Origin of the sequence: Palleronia abyssalis, from assembly GCF_900302445.1 — a bacterium.
Lineage (GTDB): Bacteria > Pseudomonadota > Alphaproteobacteria > Rhodobacterales > Rhodobacteraceae > Palleronia > Palleronia abyssalis.
Map to the genome: position 1 here is coordinate 631,858 of NZ_ONZF01000001.1, position 14,982 is coordinate 646,839.

Genomic DNA, 14,982 nt, shown 5'->3' on the forward strand with positions numbered 1-14,982 from the left:
GGATTTGCGATGAATGACCAACCAACCGCCGCCGCCGTGATCGTGGCTGCCGGGCGCGGGACGCGGGCCGGGGGCGGTCTGCCGAAGCAGTGGCGCAGCCTGGGGGCAACGACCGTCGCAGCGCATGCGATCGCGGCGTTCCGCCATCACCCGCGCATCGGGCGTGTGGTCCTGGTGCTCCACCCCGACGACATGGGGTTGGCCGCAGGCTGGCTGGCGCATCCGGACATGATGGTGGTCGAAGGGGGTGCGACCCGGGCCGCGTCGGTCCGGTCCGGCCTTCAGGCGCTCGAGGCGGACGCCCCCTTCAGCGTTCTGATCCATGACGTGGCCCGCCCACTGGTGCCGCGGGCCGTGATCGACCGGGTCATCGAAGCGCTGAGCACCGCCGAGGGGGCCGCCCCCGCGGTTCCCGTCGTCGACGCTTTGTGGGTCGGCACCGAAGGCCGCGTCAGCGATACCCGCGAGCGCGCCGGGTTGTGGCGTGCCCAGACCCCGCAGGGCTTTCGCTTTGCCGCGATCCGCGATGCGCACGCGCTGGCCGACCCTGACGCGCCCGACGACGTGGCGGTCGCCCGCGCCGCGGGGGTGGACGTTTCCATCGTCGAGGGCGATGAGAGGAACCTGAAGATCACTGGCCCCGCCGATTTCGCGCGGGCCGAGGCGATATTGAGGGCCGAGATGGACATACGCATGGGCAACGGGTTCGACGTCCACGCCTTTACCGAAGGCGACGGCGTCACCCTGTGCGGGATCGAGGTCGCGCATGATCGCGCCCTTCTGGGCCATTCGGATGCCGATGTGGGGATGCATGCGGTGACCGATGCGATCTATGGCGCGCTGGCCGAAGGGGATATTGGCCGCCATTTCCCGCCGTCGGACCCCGAATGGAAGGGCGCCGCGTCGGACATCTTCCTGCGCCATGCCGGCAAGCTGACGCAGGCGCGCGGCTACCGGGTGGGCAATATCGACCTGACGCTGATCTGCGAGGCCCCGAAGATCGGCCCCCATGCCGACGCGATGGCCGCCAACCTGGCTGACATTCTGGGCATCGCGCCCGACCGGGTGTCGGTCAAGGCCACCACGTCCGAAGGGCTGGGCTTTCCCGGCCGCAAGGAAGGAATCGCCGCCATGGCCACCGTCACGCTGATATCCGAATGAGCCGCATCGTCGCCACGTTCTTCTATTCCGGCCTGCTGAAGCCGGCGCCCGGAACCTGGGGGTCGCTGGCCGCCCTGCCCGCCTTCTTCGCGCTGCACGTACTGGGCGGGCCGATCCTGTGCCTGGTAGCGATCCCGCTGGTCTATGCGCTGGGCCATTGGGCGACCGCGCGAGAGACTGCGCGGGTCGGCATCGAGGATCCGGGCTGGATCGTCATCGACGAGGTCGCGGGCCAGTGGGTCGCCCTGCTGCCGCTGTCCATCGGGGCAGCGCAGGTGGGTGTCGGGATCGGCGCGCTGTGGCCGGGCTGGATCGCGGCGTTCGTGCTGTTCCGGCTGTTCGACATCTGGAAACCCGGCCCCGTCGGCTGGGCGGACCGGCGCGGCGACGTGACCGGCGTGATGCTGGACGACATCTTCGCCGGGATCATGGCGGCCGTCGGCGTCGTCCTTCTGGCCGTGATCGCGCACGGGGTGATCCTGCTGTGACGCAGGCGGCCGATCTGCTGGCGCTGGCGCGCGAGCTGGGCGTGATGATCGCCACGGCCGAAAGCTGCACCGCCGGCATGATCTCGGCCGCGATCACCGATCCGCCCGGCGCGTCGGCGATCTTCGACCGGGGGTTCGTCACGTATACCAACCGCGCCAAGATCGACCTGCTGGGCGTGCGCGCCGAAACGCTGGAAGCCTTCGGCGCAGTCTCCGAGGAGGTCGCGCGCGAGATGGCATCGGGGGCGTACGACCGTTCCGATGCCGATTTCGCGGTCTCGGTGACGGGGATCGCCGGCCCGGGACATGAGGGGCCAAAGCCCGAGGGCCGCGTCTGTTTCGGCTTGGCCGGGCCCGGTGGCGTTCGGACCGAGACGGTAGACTTCGGCGCGCTCGGCCGCGCGCATGTCCGTCAGGCCACGGTGGATCACGCGCTGGGCCTGCTGATCTCGGCGATCACCCAGTAGGCCCGGGATTACCCGTAGAGTTCGGCGGCGCGCCGTTCGAACGCGCGCACGATGCGCTGCATCGCGTCGTTGAAGAACATTTGTGCAGCCGAGCCAAGAATACGGCTCTTGAACTCGAAATCGACGTCGAAGCGGACATCGCACCCGCCATCCTCGCGATCCGAGAACTGCCATGTCGAATTCATGTGCCGGAACGGCCCGTCCAGGTATTCCGTGTCGATCCGCTTCTCGTCCGGGTACAGTGTAACCCGGCTGCGGAACCGCTCGCGGAAGACCTTGAACGAGATGACCAGATCGGCCTCGAGCACCTCACCCGACTCGGTCTCGCGGCGTGACGTGATGCGCGCGGCCGAGATCCACGGTATGAATTTCGGGTACTCCTTCACATCCGCGACCAGATCGAACATCTGATCGGCGGTGTAGGGCAGCTTGCGGGTTTCGTGGTGCTTCGGCATATCTTTCCGGGGTCGGCGAATACGAACGTGATTTCGACCGATAACACGGCAAAATCAAGGGCGACGGAATGGCGCGATCAAACTATGACATCCACGAGCTGATCTCGGCCAAGGCGATCGCCGCCCGGATCGAGGCTTTGGCCCGCGAGATCGAGGCTTATTTCGCCGGAACCGAACAGCTGGTCGTCGTGGGACTTCTACGCGGCTCGTTCGTCTTCATCGCCGATCTGGTGCGCGAACTGGACCTGCCGGTCGAGGTCGATTTCCTCGAAGCCTCCTCCTACGGGAACGCCATGGAAAGCTCGCGCGAGGTGCGGATTCTAAAGGACCTGCGCGGCGAGATTGCGGGGCGCGACGTGCTGGTGGTCGAGGATATCGTGGATACTGGCCACACGTTGAACCATGTGCTCGGCCTGCTGCGGCAACGTGCGCCCGCGCGGCTGGAAACCATCGCATTGCTGGACAAACCCTCGCGGCGCGAGGTGGACGTCCGCGCGACCTGGACGGGGTTCGAGATTCCAGACGAATTCGTCGTAGGTTACGGCATTGATTACGCCCAAAGAGACCGCAATCTGCCCTTTATCGGCAAGGTTTCGATGAAATAACGCGGGCGTGATTTTGACGCGGACGACAGAGGTGCTTCCCTTGGGGCATCTCGATCACACAAAGGACCACCGGATGAAACTTTCTGCCCTTTCCGTCGCCGCGATACTTGCAGGAACCGTGCTTGTGCAGGCCCAGGACGCCGATGAGGTTCCGGCCGTGGTCGAAGCCCGACACGGAATCATGTATAATTTCAGCTATTCCCTTTCGACCCTCGGCGACATGGCCAAGGGCGAGGTGGAGTATGACGCCGAGCTGGCGCAGGCCGCGGCGGACCGGCTGGTGACGATGTCGGACATCAACCAGACCGGCCTGTGGCCCGAGGGGACCTCGTCCGAGGAGATTGAGGCTTCGCGCGCCCTGCCCGCGATCTGGGAAAACATGGATGACTTCCTGTCGGGCTTTGGCGACCTGCACGAAGCGTCGATGGCCATGGCAGAGGTCGCCGGCGACGGGCAATCCGCGCTGGGCGCACAGATGCAGGGTATCGGCCGGTCCTGCGGTGGCTGCCACGAGGACTACCGGATGTCCAACAACTGATGCGACGGGCGTTTCTGGCCGTGGGCGCATTGGCGGTCGTGGCCGGGGGTGCCGCGTGGTGGCTGACATCGCCCGATCCGGTGTCGGCCGCCGCGCTTCAGGGGATCACCGGGGATGCCGAGCGCGGTGCCGCGCTGTTCACGCAGGCCGGGTGTGCATCATGCCATCTTGCCCCGGAGGCCGAGGAAGACGGACCGCCAATGCTGGCGGGTGGCATGGCGTTCGAGACGCAGTTCGGCACCTTCTATGCGCCCAACATCTCTCCCGGTCAGGAAGGCGTGGGCGGATGGAGCGAGGCCGATCTGGTCAACGCGATGGCAGCCGGTATCTCTCCGTCCGGGGCGCATTACTATCCCGCCCTGCCCTATACCTCTTATCAAAACGCCGATCCGCAGGACCTGGCCGACATCGCGGCGCATCTGATGACGCTGCCGGTGGCGGACACACCGTCGCGCCCGCATGACTTGTCCTTCCCGTTCAATATCCGCCGCAGCCTGGGCTTCTGGAAACTGCTCTATGCGGATCGAGGCTGGGTGATGGAAGCACCGGACACCCCCGAGTTGGAACGCGGGCGGTATTTGGTCGAGGCGCTGTTCCATTGCGGCCAGTGCCATACGACCCGGACGGCCCTGGGCGGGATGGAGTTCGACGCGTGGTTGCAAGGGGCCCAGAACCCGAACGGCGATGGGCGGATCCCCGGCATCGCGCCCGGTCAACTGGACTGGTCGGACGCCGACATCGCCGCCTATCTGCGCACTGGTCTGACGCCTGACTATGACAGCGTCGGCGGGCATATGGCCGCTGTGGTGCGCAACCTGGCCACCTTGCCCGACGAGGATATCGCGGCCATCGTCGCCTATCTGGGCGCCATTCCCGCCGCCCCCGAATGAACGCCTGGCGCTGGCTTCTAAGGGCGAAACGCTGGGCGCAGAACCCGCCGTCATGGGGACAGGTCAAGCTGGTCGTGGGCGTGATCGCGCTGTGCATCGTACTGTTCCTGGTCGAACGCTATGTCGGCTGGCCCGACTGGTTGACGCCGGATCGCGGCGGATCGCGCATCTACTGAGGAGTGTCGGAAAGAAAATTCTTCCTGCTCAAATTTATCCTTGCATGGATCCGGGGATGGCCCCATATCGCGCCTCAGACGCCAACGCACGCGCCTCTGGTCGCCGGACCCGATCCGCTTCATGTAGCGACGGTAACGTCTCCCGTGACACTTCGGGGCCTGAAAGCCCCCGGTCTTATTGGAGATGACCATGAGCCTTCATTCCACCGACTTCGTCGGACGCGAGTCTGCACCTTCGCTTGAGAGCTATGTCGCCACGCGCGACTTCGATCGCCCGACGCTGGTGATCGACACCGCGCAGGTCGTTGCGAACTTCCGCGCGCTGCAGGCGGGCCTTGGGGCTGCGTCCATCCACTACGCCGTGAAGGCCAATCCGCATCCGGCGATCATCCAGACGCTGATCGCGGAAGGATCGGGGTTCGACGCCGCCTCGCGTGGCGAGATCGAGCTGTGCCTGTCCCAAGGCGCCCGCCCCGAGAAGATCTCGTTCGGCAACACGATCAAGAAAGCGCGCGACATCGCCTTCGCGCATCGCGCGGGGATCACGCGCTTCGCCGCCGATTCCGAGGAAGAGCTTGAGAAGATCGCCGCGAACGCGCCCGGTGCACGGGTGTACATTCGTGTGATCGTCGAACCCTCGGGTGCCGACTGGCCGCTGACCCGCAAGTTCGGCTGCGCGCCCGAGCGTGTGGTGGGCCTTCTGGACTTCGCGCAAGACCTTGGACTGACGCCTGAGGGTCTGTCGTTCCACGTCGGCTCTCAGACCCGGTTCGCCTCGATGTGGGCCGGCACGCTGCGTCAAGTTGCCGATGTGTGGCAGGCCGCCCGTACGGCTGGTCATGACCTGACGCTTCTGAACATCGGCGGAGGCTTTCCCGCCTTCCACGGCGAAGAGGTGGATGGCCCGACGGAATACGCTGGCCAGGTGATGGACCAGGTGCGCGCGCTGTTCGGGGATGTGCCCCATGTCATGGCCGAGCCAGGACGTGGCATGGTGGCCGATGCTGGCATGATCGCGGCCGAGGTGGTGCTGGTCAGCCGGAAATCCGAAACTGACCTGCACCGTTGGGTGTACCTGGATATCGGCCGTTTCTCGGGCTTGGCCGAGACGGAAGGCGAAGCGATCCGCTATCAGTTCCAGACCTGGCGCGACACCGAGGAGACGGGCCCCTGCATCCTTGCCGGCCCCTCCTGTGACAGCGTCGACGTCCTGTACGAGAAGCGCCCGGTGCAACTTCCCCTAGGCCTGCGGTCCGGCGACCGGGTGCTGATCCGCAACTGCGGCGCTTACACGTCGACCTATTCCAGCGTCGGCTTCAACGGCTTCCCGCCGCTGGACGTCGTGGCGATCTGATCGGCCGGGGTGGGCGTTCTGCCCACCCGACCTCCGCCTGCTATCTGCTAACGCGCCAGATCGTGTTGCCGACATCGTCGGCCACCAAAAGCGCGCCGTCCGTGGCAATCTCGACCCCGACGGGGCGTCCCAACGCATCGCCGTCGACCCGAAAGCCGGACAGGATCGTCTTCGGCGCGCCTGTCGGCGCGCCGTTCACAAACGGGATGAATGTAACCTCGTAACCGCTTGCCGGCACACGATTCCAGGACCCGTGGAGCCCGACATAAGCGCCGCTTCCATGTCCCAAAGCGGCGCCTTTCGCAAAGGTCAGTCCCAAGGGCGCCACATGCGCGCCAAGCGCATATTCGGGACGGATCACCGGGGTTTCCGGACGCCCGACCTGATCCACGCGCGGGTCAGGCCGATCCTGCCAGTAGATGTAGGGCCATCCATACCATCCACCGGCCTGCACGCTGGTCAGATAATCGGGGACCAGATTGTCCCCCAGCTCGTCGCGTTCGTTGACAACGGCCCAGATCCGGCCCGTCTCAGGCTCGACATCCATACCGACGGGGTTGCGCAGACCTGTGGCGAAAAGCACCGCCTGACCGTCCGGCGTGATGCGCCAGATCGCGGCGCGTCCCTGTTCGGCGTCCATCCCGTTCTCGGCATGGTCGCTGTTCGATCCGACCGAGACGTACAGATCGCCACTTCGGGCCAGCAGCCCTTTCGTCCAATGCCTGTTGGGCGTACCCGACGGCAGGTCGATCACGTGTTCGGGCGCTCCGACCTCGGTCTGTCCCGGGCGGAACGCGACCCGAACAAGGGCATCGGTGTTCGCCACGTAGAGATACCCGTCCATCACCGCCATGCCGAAGGGCGAGGTCAGGCCGTCCATCAAAATCATCCGCCCCTCGGCCACCCCGTCGCGATCGGCATCGCGCAACAGGCTGATGCGGTCGGCAGAAGGGACCTCCGCCCCCGCGCGTCCCATGATCAAACGCTCGGCCAGGCCGCGAAGCCCCCCGACCCCGGACGGCTGCTTGTTGGATTCCGCGACCAGAACGTCGCCATTCGGCAGGACATGCATCCACCTGGGGTGGTCGAGCCCCGTCGCGAAGGCATTGACGTACAGACCGGACGCCGCGCGCGGCATCTGGCCATCGGGCCACCCCGTCGCGGTCGCGATGTTCACGGTCGGAAGGAATGACTGGCTTGGGTCGGGTAAGGTCGGGTCAGGCCCGACAGTGGTGTCGAGAGGCGCCGGAGGCGTGGCGGCGCAGGCCGAGAGCAGGATACCGAGGAACAGTGCCTTCATGCGCCAACCCTGCCCGGTCCTTCAAACGAAAGAAAGGGGCCGCAGTAGCGACCCCTTTCCGAAAGACATGGTGACGTATGTCAGCGCTTCGAGAACTGGAAGCTGCGGCGGGCTTTCGCCTTGCCGTACTTCTTACGCTCGACCACGCGGCTGTCGCGGGTCAGGAACCCGGCAGCCTTCAGCGCGCCGCGCAGGGACGGATCGTAAAGCTGCAGCGCCTTCGACACGCCGTGCTTCACCGCGCCGGCCTGTCCCGAAAGACCACCGCCCTTGACGGTGCACATCACGTCGAACTGGCCTTCGACATTGGCGATCTGGAACGGCTGCTTCAGGATCATCTGCAGCACGGGACGCGCGAAATACACGTTCACGTCCTTGCCGTTCACGACGACCTTTCCCGAACCCGGCTTGATCCAGACGCGGGCGGTCGCGTCCTTGCGCTTGCCGGTCGCGTAGGCGCGGCCCAGCTCGTCGCGGACGGGTTCACGCGGGGTTTCCAGATCGGTCTCGGCGGTGGTGCCGGAAACGGCCTGGTTCAGCTCTTCCAGGGAATTGACTTGCTCAGCCATCAGTAGGCCTCCCGCGTGTTCTTCTTGTTCATCGCCTTGACGTCCAGCGACTCCGGCGATTGCGCATCGTGCGGATGCTCGGCGCCCGCGTAGACGCGCAGATTGGTCATCTGCTGGCGCGACAGCGGGCCGCCCGGCAGCATGCGCTTGACGGCCTGCATCACCACGCGTTCGGGATGGGCGCCTTCCAGGATTTCTTCGGTCGTGCGCGACTTGATCCCGCCGGGATGACCGGTGTGCCAGTAATGCGGCTTCTGGCGCTTCTTGCCGGTCAGCTGCACCTTCTCGGCGTTGATGACGATCACGTTGTCGCCCATGTCCATATGGGGCGTGAACGTCGGCTTGTGCTTGCCGCGAAGGCGGGCGGCGACGATCGAGGCAAGACGGCCCAGGACGACGCCTTCGGCATCGACCACGATCCACTTCTTCTCGATATCCGCCGGAGTAGCGGTAAAGGTTTTCATTGGTCTTCCTGTTCGTTCGCGGGCGGATGGAGCCCGGTGACATCAGATGACCGGGTTCTAACGATCCGCGCGGCACAGTCAATGCGGAGGTTTTCCGTTTTTCCCTTCATAAACAAATGTTTGAAAATAAGGTATTTGGTTACCCCATAACGCCCAACTTCTTTGGCGCGCAGGGAAACCGGATAATCGCTTTTTTTGGATAAATCCCTTGCGTGCAGAGAGCCCGCCGATTAGGTCACGCTTCACGACGGGGACGATCCCAACTTCAGGCGACGTTATACGATACGACCTGGGGGGGCGCTAAGGACCCACCACATCAATCTACTGGCTGAAAGGGGGACCTCCATGGACGGAGCCAACCTCTTCCAACTGGGGATCGGTCTGGAGACAGGCGCCCAAGCGGAAGACACCACCGCCCGCGATATCTTCGATGATACGCGAGACGATCACTTCATACGTGACGACGAAGGCCGCGTTTTCGCGGGCCGTCACCTTATCATCGAGGTCGTGAACGGTCACGGTCTGGACGATGAGTCGCGAATTCAGCAAGCGTTCCGCGATTGTGTGGAAACCTGCGGTGCCACGTTGCTGCATATTCACACGCACAAGTTCAGCCCACAGGGCGTGTCCGGAGTGGCGGTGTTGGCCGAAAGCCATATCAGCGTCCATACTTGGCCCGAGATCGGGTATGGCGCGTTCGACGTGTTCATGTGTGGCGACGCCCGCCCTTGGCTGGCCGTGGACGTGTTGAAGAAGGCCTTCTCGACGCCTGATGTCCGCGTCAAAGAGCTTCTGCGCGGCGACGGCGTCGTGACCGAGACCGTCGCGGCCTGATCCGCCCCGGGGTCGTGGCACTGATCCTGACCCTTGGGTTCGATGCCCATAGTTTCGCCCGGCTGGAACCGCTGCGTCAGCGGTATTTTCCGGCCGGGCGAAATTTCATTCCGGTCCATGTCTCGTTGTTTCAACAGCTTCCTGCACAGGCGATGGACCGTATTCTGGCCGGACTGCGCCAAGTCGCCGAGACGACCGCGCCCCTTCCGTTCCGCGCATCGGGTATCATGGATTTCAGCGGCGGGGCCGCGATCGATATTGCCTGCAAAGAGGCGTTGGACTTGCATGGCCAGCTTCGTCGGGCGTGGTCCGACATCCTGACCGAAAGCGACGATCGCAAACGCAAACTCCACGCGACTGTACAGAACAAGGTGGACCGGGATTCGGCATTGGCGACGCAAGCGCGCCTGCGCGCCGAATTCACTTCGTGGGACGGGGTGTTCGACCGGCTTCTGCTCTGGCATTACCGTGGCGGCCCGTGGGAGCGGGCCGGAACCTTCCCCCTGACCGGAGACACCAAATGACCGACATGACCGGCTGGAGCATCGAGACCCTGCATGACGGCTATTCGCAGGCCCACCGGATGGACCGGGTCCTGTATGACAGCCAGACCGACCACCAGCGCATCGTCGTTTTCGAAAGCGCGCAGTTCGGCCGGGTCATGACACTCGACGGTGTTGTACAGGTCACGGAACGGGACAACTTCATCTATCACGAGATGCTGACCCACGTGCCCCTTCTAGCCCACGGGGCGGCCAAGCGGGTTCTGATCATTGGCGGCGGCGATGGGGGGATGGCGCGCGAGGCGCTGAAGCATCCCGTCGATCTGGTCACCATGGTCGAGATCGACGCAGGCGTGGTTGAGTTCTCGAAGGAGTATCTGCCCACGATCTCGGACGGTGCGTTCAACGATCCCCGCCTGGACCTGCAGATCGCGGACGGGGCGGAATTCGTCAAATCGACGTCCGGCGGGTATGATGTGATCATCGTGGACTCGACCGATCCCGTCGGTCCTGGCGAAGTCCTGTTTACCGACCATTTCTACGGGCATGCGAAACGGGCCCTGGCGCAAAACGGCATCCTGGTGACACAGAACGGCGTTCCCTTCATGCAAGCCGACGAGCTGGCCGGCACCCTGCGCGCGTTTTCTAGCCTGTTCGCGGACGCGTATGCCTATGTCGCCCCGGTGCCCACGTATCAGGGTGGGTTCATGGCGTTCGGCTGGGGAACCGACAGCCAGGCGCGCGGCGTCGATCTGGAAACCCTGATGCGCCGGGCCGCGGCCGCCGGGATCGAGGGCGACTATTACACCCCCGAGGTCCATAAGGCCGCCTTCGCCCTGCCCGCCTATATACGTAAGCTGGTGCCCTGACGCCGTATTGGCGATCCTGGGCAACTTGTCACCCCTGTCGAGTTCCGTCAGATTGACGACATGGAAGACGTGAGCGAAAAACAGTCCGGATGGCGTGGCTCGCGGGAGCGATGGCTGCAGGCGGCACGAACGGCCCTGATCCGACACGGGGAAAGCGCGGTAAAAATTCAGCTCCTTGCGACCGGTCTGGGCCTGTCGCGGACCAGTTTCTATTGGTTTTTCAAGGACCGCGCCGCTCTGCTCGAGGCGCTGCTCGACGACTGGGACCAACGCAACTCGGAGGCCGTGATAAAAGCGAGCCGGGCGGACGCCAAATCCTTGACCGAAGCAGCACTAAATTTGACACGTGTGTTCATTTCGGGTGAGCACTTCGACACCAGATTGGATTTCGCCGTTCGCGGGTGGGGCATTCGTGACGAATCAGTCAGCGATCGGGTCGCACAGGCGGATATCGTTCGAACCAACGCCATTGCGGACATGCTCCGGCGTCACGGCCAATCTGGACCCGAGGCGGAGAACAGGGCTCGTCTGATCTATTTCTCGGAGGTCGGCCGCGTCGCCACAGAGCTGCAAGAAAGCCGCGCCGTTCGGTTGGCGCGCGTCCCGTGGCAGGTCGAGGTCCTGACCGGCAGCATCCCCAGCGAAGACGAGATGGCAGCGTTTTACCGGGAATTCGAATAGAGGGGACGATGGACACCCAGATCGTCACGTATGACCAACGCATCGCCTTGACTTGGAACGGGGCAATCGCCGCATTGCGGGCCGGGCACCTTCGCCCGCGCGCGCAGATCGGGGACATGTTTCTGGGACCCGCAGAGGCGACCTTGCTGACCCGGGGCGCATGGATCGACGGAGTGGGATTCGGGGTAAAGTCGGTCACGGTCATGCCGGGAAATTCGGCCCTGGGCGTGCCCACGGTCCAGGGGGCGATGTTCGTCTTCGCAGCGGCCGACGGACACCTGGAGGCGATCGTGGACAGCCGGCTTGTGACGGAGTTCAAGACCGCGGCCGATTCCGCGCTTGGGGCCCAACTTCTTGCGCGGCGCGATGCGACCAGGTTGTTGATCGCCGGGGCGGGCACCGTGGCGCGTAGTTTGATCGATGCCTATTCCGCAGCCTTCCCCAATTTGCGCAGCATAGAGGTTTGGGCGCGGCGCCCGGACCAAGCCAATGCCCTCGCCGCGGAATGCGCCGAAGTTCAAATCCCCGTAACCGCGGTTGATGATCTGGCCGCGGCCGCAGGACAGGCCGACATCATCTCGACCGCGACAATGGCCCGAGAGCCTATCCTGAAAGGGGACTGGATCGCGCCCGGAACCCATGTCGACCTGATCGGCGCCTTCAAATCGGATATGCGCGAAGCTGACGACACCCTGATTGCAATGGGCCGGCTGTTCGTCGACTCGCGAGAGACGACCGTTCACCATATCGGTGAGTTGAGCATCCCGTTGAGCCACGGAACCATAACCGAAGCGGACGTTCTAGCCGATTTCTACGACCTGATCGCCGACGGTGCCGTAGGGCGAACGTCTGACGATCAGATCACGGTGTTCAAGAATGGCGGTGGTGCGCATCTCGACCTGATGATGGCCGACTACATCACCGCCTCGGTCGCGCCCTAGCCCCAAATCGCGGCTTCGGCTGCGGAAATGGCGGCCTCGGCATTCTCGGCCGATCTGGCACCGCCCTGAGCCATGTCCGGGCGCCCTCCGCCGCCCTTCCCGCCCAGTTCCGCAACTGCGGCCTTGACCAAATCCACGGCCGATACCCGATCGACTAGATCGCCGGTGACGCCCGCCGCAACTGCCGCCTTGTCTCCAGAGTCGGCGATCAACAGGACCGCACCCGAGCCCAACCTGCCCTTTTGGGCGTCGATCAGCGCGGGCAGGTCCTTCCCCGTCACGCCACTGACGACCTGTGCGAGGAACGGAACGCCGTTCACGTCCCGTGCTTCGGCCCCGCCCGACGTACCGCCGCCCATCGCCAGATCGCGCCGCAATTGCGCGACTTCGGTTTCCAAGCGACGACGGTCGTCGGAAAGCTGGCGCACCCGCTCGGCCAAATCAGAGGGGTTTGTTTTCAGTACCGCGGCGGCTTGGGAAAGCTGACGTCCCTGCTCGGCCAGATGACGCAATGCGGCGTCGCCCGTCAGCGCCTCGACCCGGCGCACGCCCGAGGAAGAGGCCGCGTCAGAGGTCAGGACGCAGAGGCCGATCTCTCCCAATCGGGCCACGTGGGTCCCGCCGCACAGCTCGATCGACCAGGTGTTCTGATCTGGGCCCTTCCCCGTCTGCGCCCGCCCCATCGAGACCACGCGCACTTCGTCGCCGTATTTCTCGCCGAAGAGGGCCTGCGCGCCCAGTTCCCGCGCCGTGTTGGGGTCCATGATGCGGGTCTCGACCGGGCAGTTCTGGCGGATGAACGCGTTGATGCGGTCCTGGGCGGCCGACATCTCGTCCGCCGTCAGGGCCTTCTGGTGCGAGAAGTCGAAGCGCAGACGTTCCGCGTCGTTGAGAGAGCCACGCTGCGCGACATGATCGCCCAGCACCTCGCGCAGGGCCTCGTTCAGAAGGTGCGTGGCCGAGTGATTGGCGCGGATCTTTTGACGCCGGTCGTGGTCGACGGCCAGCTTGGCGGGTGCGCCCTCTTTCAGGGTGCCATGTGCGACCTTGCCATAATGAATGAAGACGCCCGCGACCTTTTTCGTGTCGGTGACTTGCAACACGGCGTCCTGCGTCTCGATCGTGCCGGTATCACCAACCTGCCCGCCCGCCTCGGCATAGAAGGGGGTCTGGTTCACGACGACTTGAACATCGGTCCCCGCCTCGCCCGAGCCAGTGCGGTCGGTGCCCGCGACTACGGCGAGGATCTCGCCCTCGGCCTCGAGGTCGGTATAGCCTAGGAACTCGGTCTGGCCGTGCTTGTCGGCTACGTCGAACCAGATCGCGGCATCGGCCTGCTCGCCCGAGCCGACCCAGCTGGCGCGCGCCTGCGCCTTTTGCTGGGCCATGGCACTGTCGAAACCTTCGGTGTTCACGCCCCGGCCCTTTTCGCGCAGCGCGTCCTGCGTGAGGTCCAGCGGGAAGCCGAACGTGTCATACAGCTTGAACGCCGTCTCGCCAGGAAGGTCGGTGCCTTCGGGCAGGCGGCCAAGCTCTTCGTCGAGCAGCTTCAGGCCCCGTTCCAGCGTCTGGCGAAACCGTGTCTCCTCGTTCAGCAGCGTATCCTCGATAGTGCGCTGGGTCTGGCCGAGCTCCGGGTACGCCTGACCCATCTGGGCGACGAGTTCGGGCACGAGGCGGTGCATGACCGGGTCCTTCGCGCCCAGAAGATGGGCGTGGCGCATGGCGCGGCGCATGATCCGGCGCAGGACATAGCCGCGTCCCTCATTGCCGGGCAGCACGCCGTCGGCGATCAGGAACGAGGTCGAGCGCAGGTGATCCGCGATCACCCGGTGATGAACGTTGCCGTCGCCATAGGGATCGGTGCCGGTGGCCGTTCCGGACGCCTCGATCAGGGCCTTGAAGAGGTCGGTGTCGTAATTGTCGTGCTTGCCCTGCAGCAGCGCGCCGATGCGTTCCAAGCCCATGCCGGTGTCAATGGACTGCGCGTCCAGATCGCGGCGGGTGCCGTCCGAAAACTGCTCGTACTGCATGAAGACGAGGTTCCAGATCTCGATGAACCGGTCGCCGTCCTCGTCCGGACTGCCCGGAGGGCCGCCCCAGATCTCGGGGCCGTGGTCATAGAAGATCTCGGTGCAGGGGCCGCAGGGGCCGGTGGGACCGGCAGACCAGAAGTTGTCGTCGGTGGCGATGCGGATGATCCGCTCGTCCGAAAGGCCCGCGACCTTTTTCCAGATCGCGACGGCTTCCTCGTCGGTGTGATACACGGTGACCAGAAGGCGGTCGGGATCGATGCCGAATTCCTTCGTCAGAAGCCCCCAGGCCAGCGCGATCGCCTCGTCCTTGAAGTAATCCCCGAACGAGAAGTTGCCCAGCATCTCGAAAAAGGTGTGGTGCCGCGCGGTATAGCCCACATTGTCGAGGTCGTTGTGCTTGCCGCCGGCGCGCACGCATTTCTGCGAGGTGGTGGCGCGGGTGTAATCGCGCGTCTCGACCCCGGTGAAAAGGTTCTTGAACTGCACCATCCCCGCGGCCGTGAACATCAGCGTGGGATCGTTGCGCGGGATCAGCGGCGAGGAGGGCACGATCTCGTGACCGTTCTGCGCGAAATAGTTCAGAAAGGTGGATCGGATCTCGTTCAGGCTGGGCATGCGGGGTTCCTGCGTGTCTTGACGGCGTCCAGCGGC

Annotated in this window: 18 protein-coding genes; 13 read left to right on the forward strand and 5 right to left on the reverse strand. The window is 64.7% G+C overall.

Annotated elements, in window-relative coordinates:
- The first annotated feature begins 9 nt into the window (after positions 1 to 9).
- From PAA8504_RS03160 to PAA8504_RS03170, 3 genes are read left to right on the forward strand one after another with little or no spacing between them, the layout of a single operon-like run.
- Positions 10 to 1,161 (forward strand): bifunctional 2-C-methyl-D-erythritol 4-phosphate cytidylyltransferase/2-C-methyl-D-erythritol 2,4-cyclodiphosphate synthase, encoded by a 1,152-nt coding sequence (locus tag PAA8504_RS03160; protein ID WP_108892674.1) that lies wholly within the window; start codon positions 10 to 12, stop codon positions 1,159 to 1,161.
- Positions 1,158 to 1,649: a phosphatidylglycerophosphatase A family protein gene (locus PAA8504_RS03165; protein ID WP_108892675.1), complete on the forward strand. Its 492-nt coding sequence runs from the start codon at positions 1,158 to 1,160 to the stop codon at positions 1,647 to 1,649. Before PAA8504_RS03160 ends, PAA8504_RS03165 begins: the two co-directional genes overlap by 4 nt.
- On the forward strand, positions 1,646 to 2,116 hold the full coding sequence (locus PAA8504_RS03170; protein ID WP_108892676.1) for a CinA family protein: 471 nt from the start codon (positions 1,646 to 1,648) through the stop codon (positions 2,114 to 2,116). The genes PAA8504_RS03165 and PAA8504_RS03170 overlap by 4 nt, the downstream gene beginning before the upstream one ends.
- An 8-nt stretch (positions 2,117 to 2,124) precedes the next feature.
- Here the strand turns inward: PAA8504_RS03170 and PAA8504_RS03175 are convergent, their stop codons facing one another.
- Complete coding sequence (locus PAA8504_RS03175; RefSeq protein WP_108892677.1) at positions 2,125 to 2,571, reverse strand: type II toxin-antitoxin system RatA family toxin; 447 nt, start codon at positions 2,569 to 2,571, stop codon at positions 2,125 to 2,127.
- Positions 2,572 to 2,639: 68 nt separating this feature from the next.
- Between PAA8504_RS03175 and hpt the strand changes: the two genes are divergently transcribed.
- The 5 genes from hpt to PAA8504_RS03200 all read left to right on the forward strand — a co-directional run bounded on the left by hpt (position 2,640) and on the right by PAA8504_RS03200 (position 6,134).
- Complete coding sequence (hpt, locus tag PAA8504_RS03180) at positions 2,640 to 3,176, forward strand: hypoxanthine phosphoribosyltransferase (RefSeq protein ID WP_108892678.1); 537 nt, start codon at positions 2,640 to 2,642, stop codon at positions 3,174 to 3,176.
- Between the two features lie 73 nt (positions 3,177 to 3,249).
- A complete protein-coding gene (locus tag PAA8504_RS03185) occupies positions 3,250 to 3,714 on the forward strand; it encodes a c-type cytochrome (protein WP_108892679.1) in 465 nt (154 codons plus the stop codon).
- Complete coding sequence (locus PAA8504_RS03190; RefSeq protein WP_108892680.1) at positions 3,714 to 4,604, forward strand: cytochrome c; 891 nt, start codon at positions 3,714 to 3,716, stop codon at positions 4,602 to 4,604. The genes PAA8504_RS03185 and PAA8504_RS03190 overlap by 1 nt, the downstream gene beginning before the upstream one ends.
- Positions 4,601 to 4,780 carry a hypothetical protein gene (locus PAA8504_RS03195; protein WP_108892681.1) on the forward strand — a complete coding sequence of 60 codons (180 nt, stop codon included), beginning with the start codon at positions 4,601 to 4,603 and terminating at the stop codon, positions 4,778 to 4,780. Before PAA8504_RS03190 ends, PAA8504_RS03195 begins: the two co-directional genes overlap by 4 nt.
- Before the next feature lie 184 nt (positions 4,781 to 4,964).
- A complete protein-coding gene (locus PAA8504_RS03200) occupies positions 4,965 to 6,134 on the forward strand; it encodes a type III PLP-dependent enzyme (protein WP_108892682.1) in 1,170 nt (389 codons plus the stop codon).
- Positions 6,135 to 6,174: 40 nt separating this feature from the next.
- On the opposite strand, the gene PAA8504_RS03205 is transcribed toward PAA8504_RS03200, so the two are convergent.
- The 3 genes from PAA8504_RS03205 to rplM form a co-directional block, all read right to left on the reverse strand.
- Complete coding sequence (locus PAA8504_RS03205) at positions 6,175 to 7,434, reverse strand: PQQ-dependent sugar dehydrogenase (RefSeq protein WP_108892683.1); 1,260 nt, start codon at positions 7,432 to 7,434, stop codon at positions 6,175 to 6,177.
- Between the two features lie 80 nt (positions 7,435 to 7,514).
- Positions 7,515 to 8,003, reverse strand: coding sequence for a 30S ribosomal protein S9 (gene rpsI, locus PAA8504_RS03210; protein WP_108892684.1), 489 nt, complete (start codon positions 8,001 to 8,003; stop codon positions 7,515 to 7,517).
- The gene (gene rplM, locus PAA8504_RS03215; protein WP_108892685.1) at positions 8,003 to 8,467 is read right to left on the reverse strand and encodes a 50S ribosomal protein L13; all 465 of its coding nucleotides are present in this window, start codon (positions 8,465 to 8,467) and stop codon (positions 8,003 to 8,005) included. Before rplM ends, rpsI begins: the two co-directional genes overlap by 1 nt.
- 345 nt (positions 8,468 to 8,812) lie before the next feature.
- On the opposite strand from rplM, the gene speD reads away from it, so the two are divergent.
- Genes speD through PAA8504_RS03240 form a run of 5 tightly spaced genes read left to right on the forward strand, consistent with a single transcriptional unit; the run spans position 8,813 to position 12,295 of the window.
- Complete coding sequence (gene speD, locus PAA8504_RS03220; RefSeq protein WP_108892686.1) at positions 8,813 to 9,301, forward strand: adenosylmethionine decarboxylase; 489 nt, start codon at positions 8,813 to 8,815, stop codon at positions 9,299 to 9,301.
- A 14-nt stretch (positions 9,302 to 9,315) separates the two neighbouring features.
- A complete protein-coding gene (locus PAA8504_RS03225; protein WP_181375672.1) occupies positions 9,316 to 9,825 on the forward strand; it encodes a 2'-5' RNA ligase family protein in 510 nt (169 codons plus the stop codon).
- Positions 9,822 to 10,673 carry a polyamine aminopropyltransferase gene (gene speE / locus PAA8504_RS03230; protein WP_108892688.1) on the forward strand — a complete coding sequence of 284 codons (852 nt, stop codon included), beginning with the start codon at positions 9,822 to 9,824 and terminating at the stop codon, positions 10,671 to 10,673. The genes PAA8504_RS03225 and speE overlap by 4 nt, the downstream gene beginning before the upstream one ends.
- A gap of 60 nt (positions 10,674 to 10,733) precedes the next feature.
- Positions 10,734 to 11,354 (forward strand): TetR/AcrR family transcriptional regulator, encoded by a 621-nt coding sequence (locus PAA8504_RS03235; protein WP_245897500.1) that lies wholly within the window; start codon positions 10,734 to 10,736, stop codon positions 11,352 to 11,354.
- A gap of 8 nt (positions 11,355 to 11,362) precedes the next feature.
- Positions 11,363 to 12,295, forward strand: coding sequence for an ornithine cyclodeaminase family protein (locus PAA8504_RS03240; protein WP_108892690.1), 933 nt, complete (start codon positions 11,363 to 11,365; stop codon positions 12,293 to 12,295).
- Here the strand turns inward: PAA8504_RS03240 and alaS are convergent.
- On the reverse strand, positions 12,292 to 14,946 hold the full coding sequence (gene alaS, locus PAA8504_RS03245) for an alanine--tRNA ligase (RefSeq protein WP_108892691.1): 2,655 nt from the start codon (positions 14,944 to 14,946) through the stop codon (positions 12,292 to 12,294). The two genes, PAA8504_RS03240 and alaS, sit on opposite strands and share 4 nt — an antisense overlap.
- Positions 14,947 to 14,982: the final 36 nt, after the last annotated feature.